The sequence below is a fragment of the Streptomyces sp. NPDC040589 genome, assembly GCF_055594445.1.
In genome coordinates, this window is the sequence record NZ_JBVIWP010000001.1 from 1075453 (window position 1) to 1099577 (window position 24125).

Below are 24125 nucleotides of genomic sequence, written 5' to 3' on the forward strand. Positions count from 1 at the left end.
AAACACTTTGCCGGAGCCGCTCGCGGACCCGATTGTCAGTGGTGGGATCTACCTTCGATGACATGACTCAGCAGGGGGTGCGCTGGACGGCGGACCAGGTGCTGGCACTGGCGCCTGACACCGCGTCACGCAAAGCGGGAAGCAAACTCGGCGCGGCGGGGCCGTGGTCCGAGGCGGGGAGTTCCGACGAGGGGACGGTGTGGGGGCTGTGCAAGGGCAGCGGAAGCAAGCCGTATCAGACGGTCGTCGACATCGCGGACGCCTCCGGGCCCGCGTACAAGTGCAGTTGTCCGAGCCGCAAGTTCCCGTGCAAGCACGCTCTCGGGCTGCTGCTGCTCTGGGCGGGCGGCGACGGAGCGGTGCCGTCGGGACAGGCACCGGAGTGGGCCGGGCAGTGGATAGCGGGGCGGCGCAAGCGCGCGGAGGAGAAGAGTTCGGAAGCGAGCCCGGCTTCGCCGTCCGGGTCCGCTGATCCGGAGGCGGCGCGGCGCCGGGCGGAGCGACGGGCCGAGCGGGTCACGGCGGGTGCGGTGGAGCTGGAGCAGCGCCTGGCGGACCTGTTGCGCGGCGGTCTGGCGACAGCGGAGCAGTCCGGCTATGGCCTCTGGGAGGAGACGGCGGCCCGCATGGTCGACGCGCAGGCGCAGGGCCTTGCCGCGCGGGTCCGGGAGCTGGGGGCGATCCCGTCCACCGGTCCGGGCTGGCCGGTGCGACTGCTGGAGGAGTGCGCGCTGCTGCATCTCCTCGGCCAGGGCTGGCTGCGCCGCGAGCGGCTGCCGGACACCCTCGCCGCCACGGTCCGTTCCCGGATCGGCCTGCCGGCCTCCGCGGACGGCCCGCCGGCGCGGGACCGCTGGCTGGTGCTCGCCCAGTACGACACGACGGACCCACGCCTGACGACCCGCAGGATCTGGCTCCACGGCGCCGGCTCGCACCGCACCGTGCTGCTCCTCTCCTACGGCGCCGCCGGCCGCGCCCCGGAGCTGGCGCTGCCGGTAGGCCTGACCCTGGATGCCGAGATGTCCGTCTACCCGGGCGCCGGGCAGTTGCGGGTGGCCCTGGGCGAACGGTTCGCACCGCCCACGCCCTCGGACATACGTCCGCCGGGGATGACGACGTCGCAGGCGGCGGCCCGTTACGGCGACGCCCTGCGCGACGATCCATGGCTGGACTCCGTCCCGGTGACGCTGGACCGGGTCGTCCCCACACCGGACGGCGGCTCCTGGCAGTTGGCGGACGCCGACGAGGACGCGGCGCTGCCGCTCACACCCGCCGCGCGTTCCCGGCCCGGCCTGTGGCGGCTGGTCGCCCTGTCGGGCGGTGCCCCGGTCAGGGTCTTCGGCGAGTGCGGCCACCAGGGCTTCACCCCGCTGACGGCCTGGCCCGAGGGGACGGGCGACGCGGTGGCCCTGTGCTGAACCGACGGCGATGGACCGGCCTTTCCGACTCGACCCACCCTTCCCATGAATCAGCCAAATCAACGCATCTTTCAGGCATCACGGGACAACCGGTGAGGGTGAGCCTTCAACCACTCCCGTGCGCCCCGCGGAAAGGACGCTCATGACCAGGACCTCCGCTGCTGTGGACGCGCCCGTCACGGGCGCCTGGGAGGGGCTCGTCACCACGGCTCTGCTGGGCACGGACCGGCGCACTCCGCCGGGCGCCGGTCCGGGCCCGGAAGCACCGGTGGCTCTGCTGGACGCGGCGGCGACGGAGACCGTGCGGCGTCGGGCCGGTCTGCGTCCTGCGCGGGCGGCGGAGCGCCCGCAAGCGGCCCCGGAGGACCCTCGTCCGCCGCTGCCGCCCGCGGCGGCCCGCAGACTCGCGCTACTGCTGGCCGACCGCCCCGGCCCGTCCGGCGGCGGCCGCCGGGGCGCAGCGCCCGACCTGATGGAGCTGCTGCCCCAGTGGCTCGCGGCGGCCAACGCCCGTGGTTTCGCCCCGCCTCCGCACGCGCTTCCCGCACTGTTGGACGCGGCCCGGGGGCGTACCGACCTGCGTCCGGCGGTGCTGGAGTTCGCGGGGCCACGGGCCCTGTGGCTGGCGCGGCTGAACCAGGACTGGCGGTTCGCCCTGCGCTCGGCACCGGGCGGTGGAGCGGCCCTGCCGCACGTCGATGACGACGACCGGATCCGTCAGTTGTGGCAGGAGGGCCTGTTCGCCGAACGGGTCGCCCTCCTCTCCGCCCTGCGCTCCCGCGAACCGGCCGCCGCACGCGAACTGCTCGCTGCGACCTGGGCGACGGAACGGGCCGAGGACCGGCTGATGTTCCTCGACTCCCTGCGCGCGGGCCTGGGCGCGGACGACGAGCCGTTCCTGGAACAGGCCCTGGCCGACCGCAGCCGCAACGTCCGGGCGACGGCGGCGGAGCTGCTGTCGGCGCTGCCCGGTTCGGCGCTCGCCGCGCGGATGGCGGTCAGGGCGGAGGCGTGTGTGGCCATCGACCACACGCAGACCCCACAGGCCGCGCCGGCGGCTCAGACCGCCCAGGCCGCACCGAGTGCACCGGCCGCGCCGACGATCGCCGTCGAAGCACCCCACGAGTGCGACCCGGGCATGGAGCGCGACGGCGTCGTCGCGAAGGCCCCGGCGGGACGGGGAGAACGGTCCTGGTGGTTCGGCCAGTTGGTGGAGGCGGCACCGCTCGGAACCTGGTCGCGTCGGCTGGGCGGGCGGTCACCCCGGGAGATCGTGGCGCTGCCGGTGGCGGACGACTGGCAGGGCGAGCTGCACGCGGCTTGGTGCCGGGCGGCGGTGCGCCAGCGGGACGCCGAGTGGTCGCGTGCGCTGCTCGGCGAGCCCTCGGCACCGGAGGCGGGCGGCCCGGGCGCGGTGTCCCTGGCCGAACGCGCCAAGCTGCTCGGCACGCTGGGTGCCGCCGAACGGGCCGAGTGGGTGGCCGGCTTCATAGCGACGCACGGCCTGTCCGAGGCCTTTCAGCTGCTCGGGGTGTGCGCGGTGCCGTGGTCCGGGCCGCTCGGCCGGGCGGTGGTGGACGCGCTCAACATCGCCCGTGACGCAGGGAGTTATCCATGGAGTTTCAGCGGGGTCATGGGCCTGGCCGAGCGCTGCCTCGACCCGTCCGAAGCCGGCCGCCTCGACGCTCTGCTGGCCGTACCCGACGAACCGGAGAACGCGTCACCCGGAGCCGGGAGCTACTGGGCGGAGGCCTTCCAGCGCCTGGTCACGACGCTGCGGCTGCGCGCGGCGATGGCGGAGGAACTGGGCGCGTCGTAGGTCCGCACGCACCCGACGTCTGCGCAAGGAACCGGCCCCGGCCGACAACAGGCCCACCAGCCGCGACACCAACCTCAGCCCCGGCACCGGCACCGGCACCGGCACCGACCAGGCGAAGCCGTCCCGGCCAAACCGCCGGAGGCCTACGCCCCGGCCGGCTGACGCACGTTCGTCCGGACCCACTCCACGATCGACGTCGTCGTCGCGCCGGGCGTGAAGATCTCCGCGACGCCCTTCTCCTTCAACAGGGGGATGTCCGCCTCGGGGATGATCCCGCCGCCGAAGACCAGGATGTCCGCCGCGTCCCGCTCCTTGAGCAGCTCGATCACCGCCGCGAAGAGCGTGTTGTGCGCGCCGGAGAGGATGGACAGCCCGATCGCGTCGGCGTCCTCCTGGATCGCCGTGTCGACGACCTGCTCGGGAGTCTGGTGGAGCCCCGTGTAGATGACCTCCATACCGGCGTCGCGCAGGGCCCGCGCGATCACCTTGGCCCCGCGATCGTGGCCGTCGAGCCCCGGCTTGGCCACCACTACGCGGATCGGACCGGCTGCCACACCCATCACTGCCTCCATGAAGCGAATACATCCATCCGTACCGACAAGTACCGCACACATCGGGCACGCCGTACACGCCGCACCGCACGGACACCCCGCCCCGCATCGTCCGGGCAAGTGAACGAACGTTATCTCCAGGATCCCGCAACCGGCAGTTTCGCGCTGCGGACCGAGGGGGAAATCACACGGTGGGACAAGCGCAAGGGGAGCCGCGACGAAGTCGCCGTACCGCCGCTCCACCCACCACGCACAGCGGCGGTACGGCACTTCGGCGAAGACACGCAGGGCAAGAACCGCACGGACGGCACGTACCGCACGCAAGGGACCACTGGCGCCACACACGCCACACGCCTCACTCAGGCCCCACGGCACACGCGGCTCAGGCCGCTCACGTGGTCATCGCCGGCCGTCTTCGCAGCAGCTTTCCACGAGGGCACACGGGGGGCGGAGCCGTCCTTCCGCGTGCCGACAGGAGGTCGGCCATGAAGGTCACCAGGGCTGCTCTGCCCTTTCTTCCGTTCTGCCAGCGCCTGCTGCCGAGCCGGCTGACGGGACTCTCCCTGGCACTTCTGAAGGCCACCGCACTGGAGATCGCGATCCTGGCCGGCCATCTCCTCCTCTATCCCTCCGGCATCACCCAGGAGCGACGAGCCCCCGCCCCGGCACTGCCCCCGGCGGACGGTGCCGCCCAACTGCCCACGGAGGCCAAGCCCCCGGTCGTCCTGCTGCACGGCTTCATCGACAACCGCTCGGTCTTCGTCCTGCTGCGCCGCAGCCTCGCCCAGCACGGCAGGCAGCGGATCGAATCCCTCAACTACTCGCCGCTGACCTGCGACATACGCGCCGCGGCCGAGCTGCTGGGCCGGCGCATAGAGGAGATCTGCGAGCGCACCGGAGCCCCGCAGGTCGATGTCGTCGGACACAGCCTCGGTGGCCTGATAGCGCGTTACTACGTGCAGCGGCTCGGCGGTGACGCCCGCGTCCGGACCCTTGTCACCCTCGGCACGCCGCACTCCGGCACCCGAGTCGCGCCCCTGGCGGACGCGCACCCCATCGTGCGCCAGATGCGCCCCGGCTCACCGGTGCTCGAGGAGCTCACTCGGCCCGCCCCTGACTGCCGTACGCACTTCGTCAGCTACTGGAGCGACCTGGACACCGTGATGGATCCGCTGGAGACGGCCCGCATCGACCATCCCGATCTGACGGTGCGGAACGTGCGGGTGACCGGCATCGGCCATCTCGCCCTGCCCGTGCACCCCGCAGTCGCCAACGGAATACGGCAGGTCCTCGACACGGCCCACCCGGGTGAACCGTCCGTCGATCACACCGGCGGCCTCACGGTGGCCTGAAACCGGACCCGGGCGATGCGCGCCTCGTATCGAAATGTCGAACAAACTTCGAACACAAAGCCAAACCCGCGCCCGCCGTCCGCCAAAACACGGCCGAATGCCCGTTTCATGCGCGCGCGAAACCTGCCGAAGATTGTCGTGCCCGCGTACCGCCGGGTACAGTCGCCGCACTGCTCTGGCAGCCCCTGTTGTCGAGGCGAAAGAGAAGTTGGTGAACGACCGTCACCCGTCGGGGACCATGCCCCCGGCTCCGGCTTCCGAGGCCGCCTCGGCGCACTACGCGTCGTACGGCACCCAGGAAGCCCCGTACGGCGACTTCACCACGTACGGCGACTACGCCGCCACCGGATTCGACGCCACCGGCGCCCACACCACCGGTACGGACGGCGCCGGTTTCGATGCCACCGGGCACGCCACCGCGAGCTTCGCCAGCGACCCCCTCTTCGGCAACCTCCCGGGCAGCGGCCCCGACACGGGCACGTACGACACCGGTCACTGGCCCACGGGCACGCACGAGAACCCGCACTACGACGCGTACGCGGCCCAGCACCACGCCGCCTACGACACCGGTGTCTACGACACGACCTCCTGGCCGGCCCAGCAGCAGCCGCTGTCGGTCATCCCGCCGCAGGCCGCGTCCCCCGACGCCACCGGCCAGTGGGACACCGGCGCCTGGCTCCAGCCCGACCAGTCCGGCAATCCGGCCGACCAGACCCAGCAGTGGGAATGGGGCACGCAGGCCTTCGACACCGGCACCTACGACGCCACGCAGTGGAACTCCGACGGCTCCGCCGCGGCGTCCCCCGACGGGTACGAGCAGCACGCGGACGCCTTCCACCAGCAAGAGACGGCGACGTTCGAGCAGCTCGGCTACGACGAGGCCACCGGGGCCTCCTACGACGACCCCGCCGCGGACGGCGGTGAGCCGGCCGCCACCGGCGAACTGCCCACCGTCGCCCCGCTCCTGGACGGCCAGGAAGAGGTCGGCCCGCGCACCGCCGCACGGGCGGCCTCGCGCGCCGGGTCCCGTTCCCGCCGCCGTACGCCCCCCAAGCGCTCGGCACTGATGACCATCGCCGTGCCCTCGGCGTGCGTGATGGGCGTCGCGGGGATCGCCGCCGCGTCCGTCGGCAGCCTCACCGAGGACAGCGCCGCGGAGGCGCAGACCACCGCGGCGGACGCGCAGCCGGTGAAGCCGGCCGCCGCCAACAACAAGCTGGACACGCAGCTGCAGAGTCTCTCCGCCGGCGCGGACGACTTCGCCGACCGGGCCAGCCGTACGCAGGAACGTATCGACCTCAAGGCCCAGCAGGCGGCCGAGCGGAAGCGGGCGGCGGAAGAGGCGGCCCGCAAGGAGCGGCTGCGCCCGAAGTTCGCCATGCCGGTCGCCCGCCACGGACTCAGCGCCCAGTACGGCCAGTCCGGCATCAACTGGATGTCCCTGCACACCGGCATCGACTTCCCCGTCTCGTACGGCACGACCGTGATGGCCGCGACCGACGGCACCGTCCGCACTCAGTGGAACAGCGCGTACGGCAACATGCTGATCCTGACCGCGAAGGACGGCACGGAGACGTGGTACTGCCACCTCTCCACGTACACGGTCCCCTCCGGTACGTCCGTGAAGGCCGGCGATCCGATCGCGCGCTCGGGTAACTCCGGCAACTCGACCGGCCCTCATCTGCACTTCGAGGTGCGTCCGGCCGGCGGCTCGCCGATCGACCCGCTCCCGTGGCTGCGCAGCCACGGCGTCGACCCGACGTAACGTCCCGGCAGCCCCCGCCGATCCAGCCCTGCCGGTCCAGCCCCCGCCGGTCCGGCCGGCGGAGGCTCACCTCACAGGACTGTCGCCGCCCAGGGCTACAGCTTCTCCACCGGCGCGTACCGCAGCAGCAGCCGCTTCGGCTTGTCCCCGAAGTCGATCGTCGCCTCGGCGTTCGCACCCGTGCCCTTGACCGCCACGACGGTCCCGAGCCCGAACTGGTCGTGCGTGACCCGGTCCCCGACCGCCAGTGACACGACCGGCTTCTCGGCGGTGCGGCGCGTGGCGAAACCGGAGGCGCCCGACGCCGACGAACGTGAACGGGACGACGACAGCGAGGCCGCCACGGCGGAGACCGGCCCGGAGGACGCGGGCGCGGTCGCACCGGTCCGCTTCCACTCCAGGTGGGTCGGCGGGATCTCCTCCAGGAACCGGGAGGGCGGGTTGTACGACGGCTGGCCCCAGGCGCTGCGCAGGGTGGAGCGCGTCAGATACAGCCGTTCCCGCGCGCGCGTGATGCCCACGTACGCCAGGCGCCGCTCCTCCTCCAGTTCCTTGGTCTGGCCGAGGGCGCGCATGTGCGGGAAGACGCCGTCCTCCATGCCGGTCAGGAAGACGACCGGGAACTCCAGGCCCTTGGCGGTGTGCAGGGTCATCAGGGTGATGACGCCGTCGCCGTCCTCCTCGTCGGGGATCTGGTCGGAGTCGGCGACCAGCGCGACCTGCTCGAGGAAGTCGGCCAGGGTGCCCCGCTCGTCCTCGCCGCGCTCCTGCTCGAACTCCATGGCGACGGCTGCGAGTTCCTGGAGGTTCTCGATCCGGGTCTCGTCCTGCGGGTCGGTGGAGGCCTGCAGTTCGGCGAGGTATCCGGTGCGCTCCAGGATCGCCTCCAGCACGGTGGCGGGGCCGGCGCCGGACTCGACGACCGTACGGAGGTCCTCCATCAGCGTGTTGAACCGCTTGACGGCGTTGGTGGAGCGCGCGGCCATGCCGTACGCCTCGTCGACGCGCTTCAGCGCCTGCGGGAAGCTGATCTTCTCCCGCTGGGAGAGGGCGTCGATCATCGCCTCGGCGCGGTCGCCGATGCCCCGCTTGGGCACGTTGAGGATCCGGCGCAGCGGCACCGAGTCCTCCGGGTTGGCCAGCACGCGCAGGTAGGCCAGGACGTCCCGGACCTCCTTGCGCTCGTAGAAGCGGACGCCGCCGACGACCTTGTAGGGCAGGCCGACCCGGATGAAGATCTCTTCGAAGACACGGGACTGGGCGTTGGTGCGGTAGAAGACGGCGACGTCGCCCGCCTTCGCCTCGCCCGCGTCGGTGAGACGGTCTATCTCGTCGGCGACGAACTGCGCCTCGTCGTGCTCGGTGTCGGCGACGTAGCCGGTGATCTGTGCGCCCGTGCCCGCGTTGGTCCACAGGTTCTTGGGGCGGCGGGACTCGTTGCGCTCGATGACCGCGTTGGCCGCGCTCAGGATCGTCTGCGTGGAGCGGTAGTTCTGCTCCAGCAGGATCGTCGTCGCGTCCGGGTAGTCCTCCTCGAACTGGAGGATGTTGCGGATCGTCGCGCCGCGGAAGGCGTAGATCGACTGGTCGGCGTCACCCACCACGCACAGCTCGGCGGGCGGCAGGTCGTCCGCGCTGGGCGGTACGTCGACGGGGTGCTCGGAGGTGCCCACGAGCTCCCGGACGAGGGCGTACTGGGCGTGGTTGGTGTCCTGGTACTCGTCCACCAGCACATGGCGGAAGCGGCGGTGGTAGTGCTCGGCGACGTCCGGGAAGGCGCGCAGCAGATTGACCGTCGTCATGATCAGGTCGTCGAAGTCGAGGGCGTTCGCCTCGCGCAGCCGCGACTGGTACATCGCGTAGGCCTGGGCGAGGGTCTTCTCGAAGCCGTCGGCGGCCTGGGCGGCGAAGTCCTCCTCGTCGATCAGCTCGTTCTTCAGGTTGCTGATCTTGGCGCTGAAGGACTTCGGCGGGAAGCGCTTGGGGTCGAGGTCCAGGTCGCGGCAGACCAGGGCCATCAGGCGCTTGGAGTCGGCGGCGTCGTAGATCGAGAAGCTCGACGTGAAGCCGAGCCTCTTGCTCTCCCGGCGCAGGATGCGCACGCAGGCGCTGTGGAACGTCATCACCCACATGGCGTTCGCGCGCGGGCCGACGAGCTGCTCGACGCGCTCCTTCATCTCGCCGGCGGCCTTGTTGGTGAAGGTGATGGCGAGGATCTGGCCCGGGTGGACGTCCCGCTCGGCGAGCAGGTGGGCGATGCGGTGCGTGAGCACGCGGGTCTTGCCGGAGCCGGCGCCGGCCACGATGAGCAGCGGGGAGCCGGAGTGCACGACGGCGGCGCGCTGGTTGTCGTTCAGCCCCTCCAGGAGCGCGGCGGCGTCCACCGGCGGGCGCGCGGCGCCGTCCCGGTAGTAGGCGTCGCGGTCCGGCGGCACGTCGAACTTCCCGCCGAACAGATCGTCCGGAACGTTCTCCGGTCCGTGATCGTCCTCGGGCGGCGGCGGGGGCTCGTCCGCGGGGCCCCGCTGGGCCTGGAGGTCCGCCAGGAAGCTGTCGTCAAAGAGGCTGCTCATCGCTCTCCGAGTCTAGGGCGCCCCACTGACAGCCCGCCGCCGCCCTGAGAACATCGCCGAAAGGACCCCCCTGTCACCCTCCAGGTCCATGCGAACACAGGCCGCTACAGCCTTCACAATTACTCCCGAACAGTGACCAACCCCCCTCGATTGACCACTCTCGGCGATGTTCATGAGCAAGGTCACGGAAATGTATCGGGCATATCACCCATCAACCTTCACAAGGGCCACACGAGTTGGCTACCGTGCGAGGAGGCCACACGACCCCCACCGGCGAACGTCGCCGGGCCGCGTGGCCTCCGCCGAGTCCGGCGTGCCGCAGCGGCAGCCGGAGCCGGGGACCCACCGAGACCCCGGGGTGAATCGGCCCGACTCCCTTTCCGGAGAAGGCCGTAGGGCAACCCTTCCGAAGCACCCGCCCGAACCCGACAGCTAACCCGGTAGGCGGAGCATGGAAGGAGTCGCCTCCCTTGGCGTCGCACCGCAAGTCGCGTCCTACGGGTTCGCGCGTGGCAGGCATACGGACCCCCGCCCTCGCAACGGCGGCCCTCACCTCCGTGGCCCTGCTGTCCCAGTCGGCCAACGCCGCCCCCGAGGCCGACGACAAGCCCAGCCTGGAGGAAGTCGAGAAGAAGGTCGACGACCTCTACCGCCAGGCGGGGTCCGCGACCGAGAAGTACAACGGGGCCAAGGAGAAGACCGCCAAGCAGCGCAAGCGCGTCGACACCCTCCTCGACGACGTCGCGAAGCGCACCCAGAAGCTGAACGAGGCACGGGAGGAGCTGGGCACCTTCGCCGCCGCCCAGTACCGCACCGGCGCCTCCGCCCCGGACACGGCGACGTTCCTGCTCGCGGACACCCCGCAGGACTACTTCGACCAGACCCAGCTGATGGACCGGATGACCGGCCGTCAGAAGGTGGCGGTCGACGACTACATCACCCAGCAGTCAGAGACGATGGAGAAGCGTCAGGAGGCCACCGAGAGCCTCGAGACGCTCACCGAGTCGCAGGGCGACCTGAAGACGGCCAAGGCGACCGTCCAGAGGAAGCTCGCCGACGCGCGCGAGCTGCTGTCGAAGCTGACCGCCGAGGAGAAGGCGCGGCTCGCGGCGATCGAGAAGGAGAAGCAGGAGGAGGCGGCCCGCAAGGCGGCCGAGCTGGCCCGTCAGCAGGCCGAGCAGCAGAGGGAGCAGGAAGCCGCCCAGCAGGAGGCCGCCCAGCAGCAGGACAGCGGCTCCTCCGCGTCGACGGGCTCGTCCTCGTCGTCCACCGCGCCCGACTCCTCGTACGCCACCAAGGCCGAGAAGGCGCTCGCCTTCGCCCGCGCCCAGATCGGCAAGCCGTACGTCTGGGGCGCCACCGGCCCCGGCTCCTACGACTGCTCCGGCCTCACCCAGGCCGCCTGGAAGGCCGCCGGGGTGACCCTGCCGCGCACGACGTACGACCAGGTCAACGCCGGCACTACGGTCCCCCTGGCCGACGCTCAGCCCGGTGACCTGGTCTTCTTCTACGACGATGTCACCCACGTCGGTATCTACATCGGCAACGGCATGATGATCCACGCTCCGAAGCCCGGCACGTACGTGCGCGAGGAGTCGATCTACTACGACGGCGAGTCGTCGATCCACAGCGTGGTGCGGCCGGCCTGACGGGTCTCGCAGGTTTTTGGGACCCCGCGCGCGTGCCCTGCCCGTAACGCGCGCGGGGCCTCCTAGCATCGGCCCCATGCCCGGCCCCTCCCCCTCCGTCGCCTGGTGGGCGCAGCGTGCCCCGGCGGCCAGTGCCGCCGTGCTGGCGACCGGCACCCTGTCGGTCGGACTGGATCTGGCGGGGTACGAGGCCCTCTCACGCATCACCCTGGGTCTGGCCTGCGCGGCCTGGCTGCTGTTCGCCTCGGACTTCACCCTGCGGCTGCTGCGGGCCGGGACCAGGTGGCGGGCGTATACGCGCAGGCCGGGCGTCCTCGAGAGCGTGATGACGACGGCCCTCACCACCGTGGCGGCGACGGCCGTCCTGGGCACCGCCTTCTCGGCGGCCGGCTCGCAGACGCTGGCCGTGGCTCTGCTGGTGCTCGCCGTACTGCTCTGGCCGGTGCCGCTCGTCCTCGTCCCGCAGGGCGGGGAGCGGCGCGGGCCCGGGACGGTGTTCGCGCGCTGCATGGCCACGCAGGGACTCGCCGTCCTCGGCGCCACGCTGGCCGCGACCGAGTCGGAGGCGTGGCTCGCGCACGCGGCGCTGGTGCTGTTCTGGCTGGGGCTGGTGCTGTACGTCCTCGCCCTGGTCCGTTTCGATGTGCGGCAGGTGGCCGAGGGGACCGGCGATCACTGGCTCGCGGGCGGGGCGCTCGCCCTCTCGGCACTCGCCGGGGCGCGGCTGCTCAGCGCCGACAGCGCGCGTCTGTACCTGTGGAACGAGGACGACCGGGACGTCCTGCGCACGGTGACCGTCGCCCTGCTCGTGCTCGCACTGGTCAGCTACGCCGTCCTGCTCGCCGCCGAGTTCCTGTGGCCCCGGCCCCGCCATGACGTCCGCCGCTGGGCGACCGTGTTCACCTGGGCCAAGACGGGGACGGCGGCACTGGCCGTCGCCGTCGCCCTCGACGTCTCCTGGCTCGACGGGTTCGGGGAGGCGCTGTTGTGGATCGCGGTCGCGGCGTGGCTCGTGGCCGCCGCCTGGACGGCAGCCTCGGCCCGGTCCGGGGTGCTCCCCGGCCGCCCGATCAGGTCCAGAGCACGGCGATGAAGACGTTCACCGTGGTCAGCAGCCCGACCAGGCCGAACAGGCCCTTCTCCACCTTCTCGTCGTCCCGTTTCACGTAGACCAGGCCGAGGATCACGATCAGCAGGGCCAGCTTCACGCCGATCTTGATGTTGTTCACGGACTGGTCGTCGGCCTGGTTGAGGCCGACCAGGATCACACCGGTGACCAGCATCGTCAGCGCGCCGTGCAGCATCGCCGGGGTGTAGCGGGCGGTGCCCTCGCCTATCGCCTTCATCTGGGTGAGAAAGCCGCCCAGGAGCGAGGCGATGCCGATGATGTGGAGGCCGACGAAGAGGTGGATGAGTACGTCCATGAGGCCGGAGCCTAATCAGGGGGTCCGATCCGCCCGACACCGGCCCACCGATGCATATATGCGCCCCATAGCACCCGATGACCGGCACTCGCCCAGGATTCGACGCATCGGTCATCACGCTGAGTTAAGTCGACGGCGCCGGGGCGAGATCGCGGTCGCATACGGTCACCGTCGGTCCTCTCGGAACAGTTCCGCGCACCGGCCACGGGTCGGCCATGGCGAGGTTTACCGTCCTCCTCCAGGTGACCGGCTCCCCACCGCCGCCCGGGCCAGGGGCGGCAGTCGGGCACCACCGCCAGAAGTCCGGCGGCGGCCCGCTTCCCCTGTGCGGGCGGCCGCCGGACGCGCAGGCCGCCGGTCCGCTCCCCACGGCGGCCGTCGCACGCACCGGGCGGTCGCAGGAAAGGACGTGGCTCCCAAGGTGGCAGCGCACCGCAAGCCCCGACAGCGCACCGCGAGCGGCAACACGGCCCGTACGGCCGCCACGATCGCGCTCGCCGGCGCGGCGACCGCGACGGGCTTCGACGGAACCGGACACGCCGAACCGCAGCTCACCCCCGGCCAGGTCAAGGCCGAGGTGGACAAGCTGTACCAGGAGGCGGAGGTCGCCACCGAGAAGTACAACGGCGCGAAGGAGAAGGCCGACGCCGCCGGAGAACGGCTCAGGAAGCTCCAGGACCAGGCGGCCCGCAAGGAGGAACGGCTCAACTCGGCCCGCGACGCCCTGGGCTCGGTCGCCGCCGCGCAGTACCGGGACGGCGGCATCGACCCCGCCCTCCGGCTCGCCCTGTCCGACGACCCCGACCGGTACCTCGAGAACGCCGAGTTCGTGGAGCGGGCCGGGAACCGGCAGAAGTCGGCCGTCGCGGGCGTCCGCAAGCAGCTCCGGGAGATCGAGCAGCTGCGCGGGGCCGCCCATATCGAGCTGACGTCCCTGAAGTCGCGGCAGACGGAGCTGAAGCGGCACAAGAAGACGATCACCGGCAAGCTGGGCTCCGCACGGCAGCTGCTGTCCCAGCTCACCCCGCAGGAACGTGCCGGCCTGGGCGAAGGGCCGGGCGCGAAGCGCGCCTCACGTTCCTCGACGGGCCTCCGGGACACCCTGGCGGCCCCCGGATCCGCCGGCTCGCAGGCGCCCAACGCCCGCGCGGCCGCCGCCGTCTCCTACGCCTACCAGAAGCTCGGCAGCCCCTACGTCTGGGGCGCGACCGGCCCGAACGCCTTCGACTGCTCGGGCCTCGTCCAGGCCGCGTACCGCTCCGCGGGCGTCGCGCTGCCCCGCACGACGTACTCCCAGATCGCCGCCGGCCGCCGCGTCTCCCGCTCCGAACTCCTCCCCGGTGACCTGGTCTTCTACTACGCCGGCATCAGTCACGTCGGCATCTACGTGGGCAACGGGCAGATGATCCACGCCCCGAACTCCTCGGCCCCGGTACGGGTCGCCCCGCTCGACGAGATGCCGTACGCGGGGGCGACGCGGGTGGTCTGACAGGGCGGCCGGGCCGGGGCCCCGGGTCACACCAGCCGTCGAGCCGTGGCCCACCGCGTCAGTTCGTGCCGGTTGGAGAGCTGGAGCTTGCGCAGGACCGCCGAGACATGCGACTCGACCGTCTTCACGGAGATGAACAGCTGCTTGGCTATCTCCTTGTACGCGTATCCCCGGGCGATGAGCCGCAGCACCTCGCGCTCGCGCTGGGTCAGCCGGTCCAGGTCCTCGTCGACCGGAGGCGCGTCGGTGGAGGCGAAGGCGTCGAGGACGAACCCGGCCAGCCGCGGGGAGAAGACCGCGTCGCCCTCCTGGACGCGGAAGACGGAGTCGACGAGGTCCGTGCCGGTGATCGTCTTGGTGACGTACCCGCGGGCCCCGCCGCGGATCACGCCGATCACGTCCTCCGCCGCGTCCGACACGGACAGCGCGAGGAAGCGGACCGGCTGCTCGGCGTCGGCCATCAACGGGGCACAGCGGCGCAGCACTTCCACCCCACCGCCGCCCGGGAGATGCACGTCGAGGAGAACCACCTCGGGCCGGGTCGCGGTGATGACCGTGACCGCCTGGTCGACGTCCGCGGCCTCGCCGACAACCTCGACACCGGTCTGCTCGGTCTGCCCGATCTCGGCCTGGACCCCCGTACGGAACATGCGATGGTCGTCGACGAGGACCACGCGCACCCGACGCCCGCCGGCGCCGCCCGCCTCCGCGGGCCCGGCCGCCTCCGCCGGTCCCGCCGTACCGTTCGCCTCGGTCGGGTCGCTCATGACGTCTTCTCCGCCCTCTCCATCTCCAGCTCGACCTCCGTGCCGCCGTCCGGCACCGCGCGCAGCCGCGCCGTGCCGCCGTGGCGCTCCATGCGGCCGATGATCGATTCTCTGACACCCATGCGGTCGGCGGGTATCGAGTCGAGGTCGAAGCCGGGGCCGCGATCCCGGACGGACACGAAGACCGTCTTCCCCTCGACCTCGGCGTAGACCTGTACGGCTCCGCCCTCGCCACCGTACTTGGCGGCGTTCACCATTGCTTCCCGTGCGGCCTGCATCTGTGCGCCGATCCCCTCGTCGAGCGGGCAGTCCCCCACCACGACGACCTCGATGGGCACTCCGTGCTTGTCCTCCACCTCGGCCGCGTTGCGCCGCACGGCGTCGGCGAGCGTGGTGGGTTCGTCGGCCTCGTCCTTGCCGGTGCCCTCGGGCTTGTAGAGCCACGTGCGCAGGTCGCGCTCCTGGGCGCGGGCGAGGCGGCGCACCTCGTTCGCGTTCTCCGCGTTGCGCTGGATCAGGGTGAGGGTGTGCAGCACCGAGTCGTGCACATGGGCGGCGACCTCCGCGCGCTCCTGGGCACGGATGCGCATCAGGCGCTCCTCGGAGAGGTCCTGCGTCATGCGCACCAGATACGGCCCGGCGAGGAGCGTGATCCCGACGAGGACCGCGAGGGCCGCCTGCAGGACGGAGCCGAGGTGGGCGGCGGAGCCCTGCATGACGAAGATGCCGGAGACGCCGGCCGTCACCAGCAGCACCCCGCCCCCCGCGCGCAGCAGCGTGACCGTGCGCCGACGGCGGCCGACCTCGACCCAGCGGGCCCGGCGGGCGTTGTCCGCCTGCCGCCAGACCAGGGCGACACCCGCCCCGACGAGCACCGCCGGCCAGAGATAGGCCCGGGCGCCGCCGCTGAGGTTCACGTTGCCCACGAACACCAAGGCCACGGCGACCATGAGCAGCAGGGCCACTATCTGGCCCTTGTCGGGTTTGCGGGCGACGAGTCTGCGGCGGCCGTCGGGCGAGGTCTCCGAGGCGGCCGGCGGCTTCTGCGCGTCGACTCCGCCGACGCCGAGCGGGACGAAGAACCAGAACGCGGCGTACAGCAGCGCACCGAGGCCGTCGGCCATGAACAGGCCGACGAACACGAGCCGCACCCAGACGACGGGCAGCCCGAGGTGCCCGGCCAGACCTCGCGCCACGCCACCGAGCCAGCGTCCGTCACTGCTGCGGTAGAGCTTGCGCGGCGGCCGCGGTTCGGCGAGTGGCGCTGCTGCGGCTTCCGACATGCCACCGATGGTCACACGGCCGCGAGGCCGGAGCATCAGGGTCGACCCCGGAGACTCCCCTGATCTCCGGCGGCCGGCCCGTCGAACGCTTCCCGAGCCGTTCCTCAGGGCCGATATCAGGGTCCGGCCAGGGTCGTTCCGACTGCCGTCGCGGCGCCGCGCCCGTCACCATGGACCCATGACCGATCACGAGCACGCCGCGACGGGTCCGGGACCCGGCTCCGGCCCGCGCTCCGCACCGGGAGCCGGGCCGCGGGATGCCGCGCCCGCCGGCTCCCCCGCGCAAGGGCGTGCGGGCGCGGGAGAACAGGGAGGAGCTCCCGACGCGGCCGACCCGGCCGGGGAAGCCACCCCGCCCGGCCCGACCGGCCCGACCGGCCTGCCCGGTCCTCCGCGCGCGTTCCGTCGCGACCGCCGCCACAAGACCCTGGCCGGCGTCTGCGCCGGGCTCGGGCGGCAGTGCGACCTGGACCCGGTGATCTTCCGGATCACGCTCGCGGTGCTCTCCGTCACCGGCGGCATCGGTCTGCTCTTCTACGGCTTCGTCTGGCTCCTCGTCCCGTACGACGACGAGGACGAGAACGAGGTGCGCAAGCTGCTGACCGGCCGCGTCGACGGGCAGGCCCTGACGGCCGTGCTGTTCGCGCTGGTCGGCTGCGGAGTGTTCCTGACCCTGCTGAACAACGGCGGAGTGCTGACCTTCGCCTTCGTCCTCTCCATACTCCTGGCCGGCTCCGGATACTGGTCACGCCAGCGCGGCGCCCCCAGCCCCGACCCGCTGGCCGCCCAGGCCGCCGCCGACGCCCCGCCCGAACCCCAGGCACCGCCGGTCCTCGCCACCTCCCCCTCCTGGTGGCGCGACCCCATCGTCAAGGACGGCACCCACATCGGCGGCACGGGCTATCTGTGGGGCCCCCGCGACGCCCGCGACCCGGACGTCGCGGCAGCCATCAACATCGGGCTCGGCACCCGGGCCGGTGGCCGCCAGGACATACCCGCCCCGCGCACCCGGCCGCCCGAGCCGCGCGGCCCTCGCTGGATCGGCGGCTGGGTCTTCCTGCTGGCCCTGCTCGCCGGGGCCCTGGGCGCCGACCTGACCTGGGACGATCACCCGCTGGGCACCAGCCTGCAGACGGGTCTGTCCTGCGCGCTCGCCGTCCTGGGCCTGGGCATAGCCGTCAGCGCCTTCCTGGGACGGACCGGGGCGGGCTCGATCCTCCTGGCGGTCATCACGGCCGGACTGCTCGCCGGCTCGGCGGCACTGCCCAAGGACATCGACACCCGGTGGGCCCGCACGACCTGGCGGCCCGCCACGGTGGCGGACGTACGCCAGCAGTACGAACTGGGCACCGGCGTCGGCACCCTCGACCTGACCGGGCTGGACATGGCCGGGAGACAGACCGTGACGACAAGCGCCGACGTGGGCATCGGCCGGGTGAAGGTGCTCGTGCCCGAGGACGTGACCGTGCGGCTGAGCGTCGACGTGGGGCTCGGCGACCTCCAGCTGCCGGGCGACGACACGAAGGACGTGGACGTGAGACCGGGCCAGCAGAAGCGGATCACCCTCTCCCCCGCCAAGGGCGTCGAGAGGTCCGGCACCATCGACCTGGACCTCCAGGTCGGCATGGGACAGGCGGAGGTGACCCGTGCTTCGTCATGAGCCCCGGCCCGGAAAGCTGGTCGCCGGTGTCGTCCTCGTCCTGACGGGCGTCCTCTACGCCGGTGACGCGGGCGGCGCCTGGGAGATCCCGTGGTTCGTGGCGATCCCCCTCGTCACGGGCGGACTGTGCCTGGCCGGCGCGGTGGCGTTCATGACGGGCCGCATGCGCCGACGCCGCACGACGGGCCGCACCGCCGCCGACTAGCCGCTGGGCTCCGGCTACCGGTACTCCCGCCTCTGCCGTCGTCGCGACCTCAGGGCGGCGTCCACGGACAACAGGGGCGCGCCCGCCAGGAGGAGGGGGGTCCAGGCCATGAGGTAGGCGAGGTCGTTGCCGTAGTAGTACGGATCGGAGGCCCAGCTCACCGTCAGCCACAGGCTGAGGGAGATCAGCGCGCCGCCGAATGCGGCCAGACGGGCGAGCACACCGAGCAGGGTGCCGATGCCGACGGCCAGTTCTCCGAAGGCGATGGCGTAGCCGAAGCCGACCGGGCTCTTCAGGGAGAGGTCGACCAGGGCGGGAATGGCGGAGGAGTCGCGGACCGCGCGCATCATGTCGCCGATCGACCCGGCGCCGGAGTCCTTCATGAAGGCGCTGTCGGTGAGTTTGTCCAGGCCGGCGTAGATGAAGGTGACGCCGAGGAAGATGCGCAGAGGAAGGAGGGCGTAGCGGCCGGCGGTATCCCGCCAGCCTCCGTCACCTCGGAAGTGGGGGGCGTTCGTGTCCGATCGCATACTGTGAGTCATCGCTGCAAGCCGCCTCTCGCCGCCGGTGCCGAGACCCCCTCAACAGACCATACGTACGACAAACGGACCGCGCTCAACCCTGTCCGTCCCCAATTGTTGCTCGTTGTTGCCCGACCGCCGGAGTCGGCAGGCAGCCGTCACTCCGTCACATCAACCGCGTACCGATTCGTCTCCACCCCCGCCGCCGTGACCACCTGCACGTCCAACCGCCCCGGTTCCACATCCGCCGGCACCGGCACCGTCAGCAGCGTGTCCGCCGGGTTGCTGAAGCCACCGGGTACCGGTACCAGCGGGACGTGGACGTGCACGGCACCCACCCGGACGACCATCCGGGCCAGCCGGTCGGCCCCCTGCGCACCCGGCGGCACGAAGCCGGCGCCCCGGATCTCGATGTCGTCGCCCGTGCGGATCGGCCCGTCGAGGTCGCCCGCCTCCCGGGCCCGGACCACGGAGAGGATGACCGGCCGGCCGCCCTCCGCGTACTTGCCGGCCAGATAGGTCGCCGCCGACACCAGGACCACCACCGCCAGACCCCACGGCAGGTCCGGCAACTGGTCCGGGCGCCTGGCCAGCCGCACCGCCGCGAAGACCAGGGCGACACCGCTGATGACGACGTACTGGATGTCGGCGAAGGTGCCCCGGCCCGCGTCGTCGGTCAGCAGGTCGGCGGCGCGCGGCCGGTCGGCGCGCACCTTCTGCAGCCGTTGCCCCAGCACCCGCAGCCCGACCACCCGCCGCACGAGCACGGCGATCCCGCACACCACGGCGAGCACGGTCACGATCCCGGCGCCACGGGCGAGTTCCAGCCCGGAGATCAGCGCGTCCCGCTCCCGGTGCCGGGAGGCGGCCGCCAGCCGCCCCGCCAGGACGAGCACCGCGTAGGCCACGAACAGCACCCACGCCGCGGCGACCGTGCGGGAGGTGGACAGCCGGTTGTCGTCGCCGATCACGGGTGCCAGGGCACCGCCCCTCGACCGGTGGAACCACGACGCCGCGGTCACCGCACCGGCCACCACCAGCGCCGCGGCCAGCCCTGCCGTACGCGCCGCCGTCCAGCCCGCACCGACCGCGGTGAGGCACTGCCCGAGCAGCAACAGCACGACGGCCGCCCACACCACAGCCGCCGTACGGCGCCACAGGCCCGTCAGCCAGGCCCGGCCCTCGGCCCGGCCGCGCTCGGCGACGGACTCCGCGGACTGCGCCAGTTCCTCCGAGACCCATTGCCGGGAAGCCGAGGCGGAGTGGGCCACCGCGGCCGGCAGCCCCTGCCCGGCCGCGAACTCGTCACGCCTGCGCAGGAACGCGGCGACGGCCCGCCGGTGCCCCTCGCGCGCCCCGTGCGGGCAGTCCCCACAGGCGCACCCGCCTTCATGAGCAATGCCGTGAGCACCACCATGAGCACTGCCGTGAGTACTCCCATAGGCACTGCCGTGTCCGCTCGCGTACCGGCCCGCATACGCCCCCGCGTCCGCGTACCCACCCGCGTCCGCGCCGCCCTGTCCCTCGCGCACCGCCACGCCCGACGCCCGCCTTCCCGCGACCCAACCACCGTCGGCCTTCCGGACCCCGGAAACACCGCTGTACAACTCCCCTGCGACGACAGCGAATTGTGCCCTACACCAGCCGGTTCGCGTCCGCTCGCTCTGGTCAACACGGGTGAACTTCGGCGTGCCGTGTTGACCTGACTGGGAGAATTCCCCTACGGCCGAGATCATCCAGCGTGACGGGACCTGGGCCTTCGACGGCGACAACGTCCGGATCACGCCCGGTCTGCACCGCTCCGTGCCGCTGTTCCGGCAGACGTACGGAGAGATCGCCGTGCCGCTGGAGGCGGTCTCGAGTGTCGTCCTCGAACCGGAACGCAGGCGCGGACGACTGCGGCTGCGGCTGCGGCTGCGGCTGCGGAAGGGTGCCGACCCCCTGCTCCAGGCGACCGGCGGGCGGCTGCCGGACGCGGCCGATCCGTACCGGCTGGCGGTGGACGCCGACCGGACGGGGGTCGCCGAGGAGATCCGCCGCGATCTGCTCACGGCGCTCGTCGCCACGGCGGTCACGGCCCGGCTGCCGCACCCGTCGACGGACGCCGAGCACCACTCGTACGCCCAGCGCCCGGCACCGGCCGTGCCCCCTACCTCCGAGCACCACGACGTACTGCTGCGCCGCCTGCGCGAACTGGGCCGGTTGCACCGGGACGGGGTGCTCACGGACGAGGAGTTCGCGAGGACGAAAGCGGTGGTGCTCCGCGGCTTCTGACACCAGCGGCGCCCCCACTGCCGCCTAGCTCAGCAGATCCGGCTCACTCCGGGTGACGTCCTGCCACATCGGCTGGTAGTTGATCCACGCCACCAGGTCGCCGCCCAGCTGCTCCCGCGTCGCCACCGCCATCCGGTGGTCGATCCGGACCGGCCGCCCGGCCGCCTGCGCCGTCAGCTGCACCTGGCAGGACCGCTCCATCGACACGAACCACCAGGCCGCCGCGTCCACCGAGTCGCCGACGGTCAGCAGGCCGTGGTTGCGGAGCACGAGTGCTTTGCGGGAGCCGAGCGCGTCCGCGATGCGCCGCCCCTCCTCGGCGTCGACGGAGACACCGGTGTAGGCGTCGTAGAGGGCGTGGTCCTCGTAGAAGGCGCAGCTCTCCTGGGTGATCGGCTCCAGCAGCTCGCCCAGGGCCGCGAGCGCCCGGCCGTGCACCGAGTGGCAGTGGGCGACGGCGACCACGTCGGGGCGGGCGGCGTGCACCTGGGCGTGCACGGTGAACGCGGCCTGGTTGACGTGGTAGCGGCCCTCGACGACCTGGCCGTCCTGGTTGGCGAGGACCAGGTCGCTCACGGTGACGTGCCGGAAGGGCAGCCCGAACGGGTTGACCCAGAAGCAGTCGGTGTACTCCGGGTCGCGGGCGGTGATGTGACCGGAGACGCCGTCCTCGAAGCCGAGCCGCCCGAAGATCCTGAGGGCGCCCGCGAGCCGTTCCTTGCGGTGCCGGCGTTCGTCCTCGACCGACTCGTGCATGGGCGGCATCGCGAACCGCAGCCGGTCGGTGGGCAGCGGCAGGGGCGGGGTGGGCCCGTGCATAGGTCCTCCAGCGTGGTTCTTCGTACGGGCGGAAGCTACCGCCGGTCGGGCCGGGATGAACAGAACCGTTTCGTAAAGATGAGACGAGCGCCCCCGTGAGCACCCTGTGCGCACCCTCGTGCCTCCGGTCTCCCCTACCCCACGAATAGCCGACAGAAGATGTCGGATTTCGGCGCCACACTCTCCGTATGACAGCGAACTGGGCGGCTTTCGCGACCGCCGAACCGGACCTGGCCGACACGGTCGAGAAGCGCTTCGGCGCCTACACCCACCATGTCCTCGCCACCCTCCGCAAGGACGGTTCGCCCCGCACCAGCGGCCTGGAGGTGCGGTTCCTGAACGGCGAGCTGTGGCTCGGCATGATGCCGGACTCGGTGAAGGCGCTCGACCTGCGCCGCGACCCGCGCTTCGCGCTCCAGGCGAACCCCGGGGAGGGCACGGGCATGGGCGGCGGCGACGTCCGGATCAGCGGCCGGGCGATCGAGGTGGAAGACGCCGAGACCAAGGCCGGATACGTCGAAGAGGTGGAACCGCCGGAGCCGTTCCACCTCTTCCGCACCGAGCTGACGGAGGTCGTGAGGACCTACGTCGAGGACGAGACGTACCTCGTCGTCCAGGTCTGGACGCCCGGCGAGGCCCTGCGCACGATCAAGCGCACGTAGGCCCGGGGGTCACTCCCACTCGATCGTCCCCGGGGGCTTCGAGGTCACGTCGAGGACGACCCGGTTGACGTCCTTGACCTCGTTCGTGATCCGCGTGGAGATCCGGGCGAGGACCTCGTACGGCAGGCGCGACCAGTCGGCCGTCATGGCGTCCTCGGACGAGACGGGGCGCAGCACGATCGGGTGGCCGTACGTACGGCCGTCGCCCTGGACGCCCACGCTGCGGACGTCCGCGAGCAGGACCACCGGGCACTGCCAGATGTCCCGGTCGAGGCCGGCCGCCGTCAGCTCCTCGCGGGCGATGGCGTCGGCCTCGCGCAGCAGGTCCAGGCGCTCCTTGCTGACCGCGCCGACGATACGGATGCCGAGGCCCGGGCCGGGGAACGGCTGGCGCTGGACGATCTCGTCCGGCAGGCCGAGCTCCTGGCCGACCATCCGGACCTCGTCCTTGAACAGCTGGCGCAGCGGCTCGATCAGCTTGAACTCGAGGTCCTCGGGCAGGCCGCCCACGTTGTGGTGGGACTTGATGTTGGCCGTGCCGGTGCCGCCGCCGGACTCGACCACGTCCGGGTAGAGGGTGCCCTGGACGAGGAACTCCACGGCCGGGCCCTGGTCGGCGATGATCTCGGCCTGGGCCTGCTCGAAGACCCGGATGAACTCGCGGCCGATGATCTTCCGCTTCTCCTCGGGGTCGGAGACCCCGGCGAGCGCCTTGAGGAACCGCTCCTCCGCGTCCACGACCTTCAGCTGGACGCCGGTCGCGGCGACGAAGTCCTTCTCGACCTGCTCGGTCTCGCCCTTGCGCATCAGGCCGTGGTCGACGTACACGCAGGTCAGCTGGGAGCCGATGGCCTTCTGGACGAGGGCGGCGGCGACGGCGGAGTCCACACCGCCGGACAGCCCGCAGATGGCACGCCGGTCACCGACCTGCTCGCGGATCGCGGCGACCTGCTCCTCGATCACGTTGCCGGTCGTCCAGTTCGGCGTGAGGCCAGCGCCCCGGTACAGGAAGTGCTCCAGCACCTGCTGCCCGTGCGTGGAGTGCATCACCTCGGGGTGGTACTGGACGCCGTAGAGCTTCTTCTCGTCGTTCTCGAACGCCGCGACCGGGACGACGTCCGTGGAGGCCGTCACGGAGAAGCCCTCGGGGGCGGCGGAGCAGGCGTCGCCGTGCGACATCCAGACGGCCTGCTCGGCGGGGGTGCCCTCGAAGAGGGTGGAGGACGACTTGGAGACGTGCAGGCCGGTGCGGCCGTACTCGCGGGCTCCGGTGTTGTCGACGGTGCCGCCGAGGGTCCGCGCCATCAGCTGGAAGCCGTAGCACATGCCGAACACGGGGACGCCGGCCTCGAAGATCGCGCGGTCGAGGCTCGGGGCGCCCTCCTCGTAGACCGACGAGGGGCCGCCGGAGAGGATGATCGCCGCGGGGTTCTTGGCGAGGATCTCCTGGACCGGCATGGTGCTCGGCACGATCTCGCTGTAGACCCGCGCCTCGCGGACACGACGGGCGATGAGCTGGGCGTACTGCGCGCCGAAGTCGACGACCAGGACGGTGTCGGGGGCGTTCGCAGCGGGAGTCGCTGATGACACGGGGTGCCTTCCGGCGGTGGGGCGGGGGTCTTGTGCCACCCGATTCTACCGAGGTGCTCGTGCGCGGTGTCCCGCCCACGGGAGGCCCGGACTCCGGACCTCTCGTCTCACCATGCGGGTCTCACCATGCGAACCCGCTTGGACGCCGCGCCGCCCCAGGGCATACTGAGCGCCATGCTCACGCACCAGACCTTCCGCTTTACCTATGGCATCCGGCCCGCCGGCTGCCATGGTCGTGCTGCTTGAGCAACTGACAAGCGACTTCCCAGGCGCCCCGGGCCGACAAGGCCCGGGGCGTCTGTCG

Annotated in this window: 20 protein-coding genes and 1 riboswitch; of the genes, 11 read left to right on the forward strand and 9 right to left on the reverse strand. The window is 72.0% G+C overall.

The annotated features are described in order from the left end of the window. The first annotated feature begins 62 nt into the window (after positions 1-62). The gene (locus ACZ58V_RS04885) at positions 63-1418 is read left to right on the forward strand and encodes an SWIM zinc finger family protein (protein ID WP_468187169.1); all 1356 of its coding nucleotides are present in this window, start codon (positions 63-65) and stop codon (positions 1416-1418) included. Positions 1419-1560: 142 nt separating this feature from the next. Further along, on the forward strand, positions 1561-3237 hold the full coding sequence (locus ACZ58V_RS04890) for a DUF5691 domain-containing protein (protein WP_468187167.1): 1677 nt from the start codon (positions 1561-1563) through the stop codon (positions 3235-3237). Between the two features lie 143 nt (positions 3238-3380). Here the strand turns inward: ACZ58V_RS04890 and ACZ58V_RS04895 are convergent, their stop codons facing one another. Further along, positions 3381-3797, reverse strand: a complete 417-nt coding sequence (locus ACZ58V_RS04895; RefSeq protein ID WP_184591296.1) for a cobalamin B12-binding domain-containing protein — start codon at positions 3795-3797, stop codon at positions 3381-3383. Positions 3798-4273: 476 nt separating this feature from the next. Here ACZ58V_RS04895 and ACZ58V_RS04900 point away from each other — a divergent pair, with 476 nt between their 5' ends. Together ACZ58V_RS04900 and ACZ58V_RS04905 are read left to right on the forward strand one after the other, a co-directional pair. Further along, positions 4274-5140, forward strand: a complete 867-nt coding sequence (locus ACZ58V_RS04900) for an esterase/lipase family protein (RefSeq protein ID WP_468187164.1) — start codon at positions 4274-4276, stop codon at positions 5138-5140. Between the two features lie 97 nt (positions 5141-5237). After that, positions 5238-6905 (forward strand): M23 family metallopeptidase, encoded by a 1668-nt coding sequence (locus ACZ58V_RS04905; protein WP_471288395.1) that lies wholly within the window; start codon positions 5238-5240, stop codon positions 6903-6905. 95 nt (positions 6906-7000) lie between these two features. Here the strand turns inward: ACZ58V_RS04905 and pcrA are convergent, their stop codons facing one another. Then, the gene (gene pcrA / locus ACZ58V_RS04910; protein WP_468187160.1) at positions 7001-9478 is read right to left on the reverse strand and encodes a DNA helicase PcrA; all 2478 of its coding nucleotides are present in this window, start codon (positions 9476-9478) and stop codon (positions 7001-7003) included. Between the two features lie 290 nt (positions 9479-9768). Further along, positions 9769-9940: riboswitch (cyclic di-AMP (ydaO/yuaA leader) on the forward strand. Positions 9941-9948: 8 nt separating this feature from the next. Here pcrA and ACZ58V_RS04915 point away from each other — a divergent pair. Both ACZ58V_RS04915 and ACZ58V_RS04920 read left to right on the forward strand, forming a co-directional pair. Beyond that, entirely contained in the window at positions 9949-11127 is a 1179-nt protein-coding gene (locus ACZ58V_RS04915) for a C40 family peptidase (protein ID WP_468187158.1), read from the forward strand. 76 nt (positions 11128-11203) lie between these two features. Then, complete coding sequence (locus ACZ58V_RS04920; RefSeq protein ID WP_471288397.1) at positions 11204-12220, forward strand: SLAC1 family transporter; 1017 nt, start codon at positions 11204-11206, stop codon at positions 12218-12220. Here the strand turns inward: ACZ58V_RS04920 and ACZ58V_RS04925 are convergent. Beyond that, the gene (locus ACZ58V_RS04925) at positions 12198-12551 is read right to left on the reverse strand and encodes a hypothetical protein (RefSeq protein ID WP_471288398.1); all 354 of its coding nucleotides are present in this window, start codon (positions 12549-12551) and stop codon (positions 12198-12200) included. The two genes, ACZ58V_RS04920 and ACZ58V_RS04925, sit on opposite strands and share 23 nt — an antisense overlap. Positions 12552-12972: 421 nt before the next feature. Between ACZ58V_RS04925 and ACZ58V_RS04930 the strand changes: the two genes are divergently transcribed. After that, a complete protein-coding gene (locus tag ACZ58V_RS04930) occupies positions 12973-14040 on the forward strand; it encodes a C40 family peptidase (RefSeq protein ID WP_471288739.1) in 1068 nt (355 codons plus the stop codon). A 26-nt stretch (positions 14041-14066) separates the two neighbouring features. Here ACZ58V_RS04930 and ACZ58V_RS04935 read toward each other — a convergent pair whose 3' ends face one another. Both ACZ58V_RS04935 and ACZ58V_RS04940 read right to left on the reverse strand, forming a co-directional pair. Continuing rightward, positions 14067-14807 carry a LuxR C-terminal-related transcriptional regulator gene (locus ACZ58V_RS04935; protein ID WP_471288400.1) on the reverse strand — a complete coding sequence of 247 codons (741 nt, stop codon included), beginning with the start codon at positions 14805-14807 and terminating at the stop codon, positions 14067-14069. Next, positions 14804-16090, reverse strand: a complete 1287-nt coding sequence (locus tag ACZ58V_RS04940) for an ATP-binding protein (protein WP_468187152.1) — start codon at positions 16088-16090, stop codon at positions 14804-14806. The genes ACZ58V_RS04935 and ACZ58V_RS04940 overlap by 4 nt, the downstream gene beginning before the upstream one ends. A 178-nt stretch (positions 16091-16268) precedes the next feature. On the opposite strand from ACZ58V_RS04940, the gene ACZ58V_RS04945 reads away from it, so the two are divergent. Together ACZ58V_RS04945 and ACZ58V_RS04950 are read left to right on the forward strand one after the other, a co-directional pair. Beyond that, on the forward strand, positions 16269-17750 hold the full coding sequence (locus ACZ58V_RS04945; RefSeq protein ID WP_471288402.1) for a PspC domain-containing protein: 1482 nt from the start codon (positions 16269-16271) through the stop codon (positions 17748-17750). Further along, positions 17737-17955: a hypothetical protein gene (locus ACZ58V_RS04950; protein WP_468187148.1), complete on the forward strand. Its 219-nt coding sequence runs from the start codon at positions 17737-17739 to the stop codon at positions 17953-17955. The genes ACZ58V_RS04945 and ACZ58V_RS04950 overlap by 14 nt, the downstream gene beginning before the upstream one ends. A gap of 14 nt (positions 17956-17969) precedes the next feature. On the opposite strand, the gene ACZ58V_RS04955 is transcribed toward ACZ58V_RS04950, so the two are convergent. Both ACZ58V_RS04955 and ACZ58V_RS04960 read right to left on the reverse strand, forming a co-directional pair. Next, a complete protein-coding gene (locus ACZ58V_RS04955; protein ID WP_471288404.1) occupies positions 17970-18497 on the reverse strand; it encodes a DoxX family protein in 528 nt (175 codons plus the stop codon). 137 nt (positions 18498-18634) lie between these two features. Beyond that, entirely contained in the window at positions 18635-19876 is a 1242-nt protein-coding gene (locus ACZ58V_RS04960) for a hypothetical protein (protein ID WP_471288741.1), read from the reverse strand. 331 nt (positions 19877-20207) lie between these two features. Between ACZ58V_RS04960 and ACZ58V_RS04965 the strand changes: the two genes are divergently transcribed. Then, positions 20208-20750 carry a DUF4429 domain-containing protein gene (locus ACZ58V_RS04965; protein WP_471288742.1) on the forward strand — a complete coding sequence of 181 codons (543 nt, stop codon included), beginning with the start codon at positions 20208-20210 and terminating at the stop codon, positions 20748-20750. Between the two features lie 24 nt (positions 20751-20774). Here ACZ58V_RS04965 and ACZ58V_RS04970 read toward each other — a convergent pair whose 3' ends face one another. Then, positions 20775-21569 carry a class II aldolase/adducin family protein gene (locus ACZ58V_RS04970; RefSeq protein ID WP_471288406.1) on the reverse strand — a complete coding sequence of 265 codons (795 nt, stop codon included), beginning with the start codon at positions 21567-21569 and terminating at the stop codon, positions 20775-20777. Between the two features lie 188 nt (positions 21570-21757). On the opposite strand from ACZ58V_RS04970, the gene ACZ58V_RS04975 reads away from it, so the two are divergent. Then, on the forward strand, positions 21758-22231 hold the full coding sequence (locus ACZ58V_RS04975) for a pyridoxamine 5'-phosphate oxidase family protein (RefSeq protein WP_471288409.1): 474 nt from the start codon (positions 21758-21760) through the stop codon (positions 22229-22231). 9 nt (positions 22232-22240) lie between these two features. Here the strand turns inward: ACZ58V_RS04975 and guaA are convergent, their stop codons facing one another. Then, positions 22241-23821 (reverse strand): glutamine-hydrolyzing GMP synthase, encoded by a 1581-nt coding sequence (gene guaA, locus ACZ58V_RS04980; protein ID WP_471288410.1) that lies wholly within the window; start codon positions 23819-23821, stop codon positions 22241-22243. Positions 23822-24125 lie beyond the last annotated feature (304 nt).

Bases quoted from the DNA above. Each gene is read 5' to 3' on its own strand.
- ACZ58V_RS04885 (WP_468187169.1), top strand. From the start codon at position 63: ATGACTCAGCAGGGGGTGCGCTGGACGGCGGACCAGGTGCTGGCACTG.
- ACZ58V_RS04890 (WP_468187167.1), top strand. From the start codon at position 1,561: ATGACCAGGACCTCCGCTGCTGTGGACGCGCCCGTCACGGGCGCCTGG.
- ACZ58V_RS04895 (WP_184591296.1), bottom strand. From the start codon at position 3,797: ATGGGTGTGGCAGCCGGTCCGATCCGCGTAGTGGTGGCCAAGCCGGGG.
- ACZ58V_RS04900 (WP_468187164.1), top strand. From the start codon at position 4,274: ATGAAGGTCACCAGGGCTGCTCTGCCCTTTCTTCCGTTCTGCCAGCGC.
- ACZ58V_RS04905 (WP_471288395.1), top strand. From the start codon at position 5,238: ATGCCCGTTTCATGCGCGCGCGAAACCTGCCGAAGATTGTCGTGCCCG.
- pcrA (WP_468187160.1), bottom strand. From the start codon at position 9,478: ATGAGCAGCCTCTTTGACGACAGCTTCCTGGCGGACCTCCAGGCCCAG.
- ACZ58V_RS04920 (WP_471288397.1), top strand. From the start codon at position 11,204: ATGCCCGGCCCCTCCCCCTCCGTCGCCTGGTGGGCGCAGCGTGCCCCG.
- ACZ58V_RS04925 (WP_471288398.1), bottom strand. From the start codon at position 12,551: ATGGACGTACTCATCCACCTCTTCGTCGGCCTCCACATCATCGGCATC.
- ACZ58V_RS04935 (WP_471288400.1), bottom strand. From the start codon at position 14,807: ATGAGCGACCCGACCGAGGCGAACGGTACGGCGGGACCGGCGGAGGCG.
- ACZ58V_RS04940 (WP_468187152.1), bottom strand. From the start codon at position 16,090: ATGTCGGAAGCCGCAGCAGCGCCACTCGCCGAACCGCGGCCGCCGCGC.
- ACZ58V_RS04945 (WP_471288402.1), top strand. From the start codon at position 16,269: ATGACCGATCACGAGCACGCCGCGACGGGTCCGGGACCCGGCTCCGGC.
- ACZ58V_RS04955 (WP_471288404.1), bottom strand. From the start codon at position 18,497: ATGACTCACAGTATGCGATCGGACACGAACGCCCCCCACTTCCGAGGT.
- ACZ58V_RS04970 (WP_471288406.1), bottom strand. From the start codon at position 21,569: ATGCACGGGCCCACCCCGCCCCTGCCGCTGCCCACCGACCGGCTGCGG.
- ACZ58V_RS04975 (WP_471288409.1), top strand. From the start codon at position 21,758: ATGACAGCGAACTGGGCGGCTTTCGCGACCGCCGAACCGGACCTGGCC.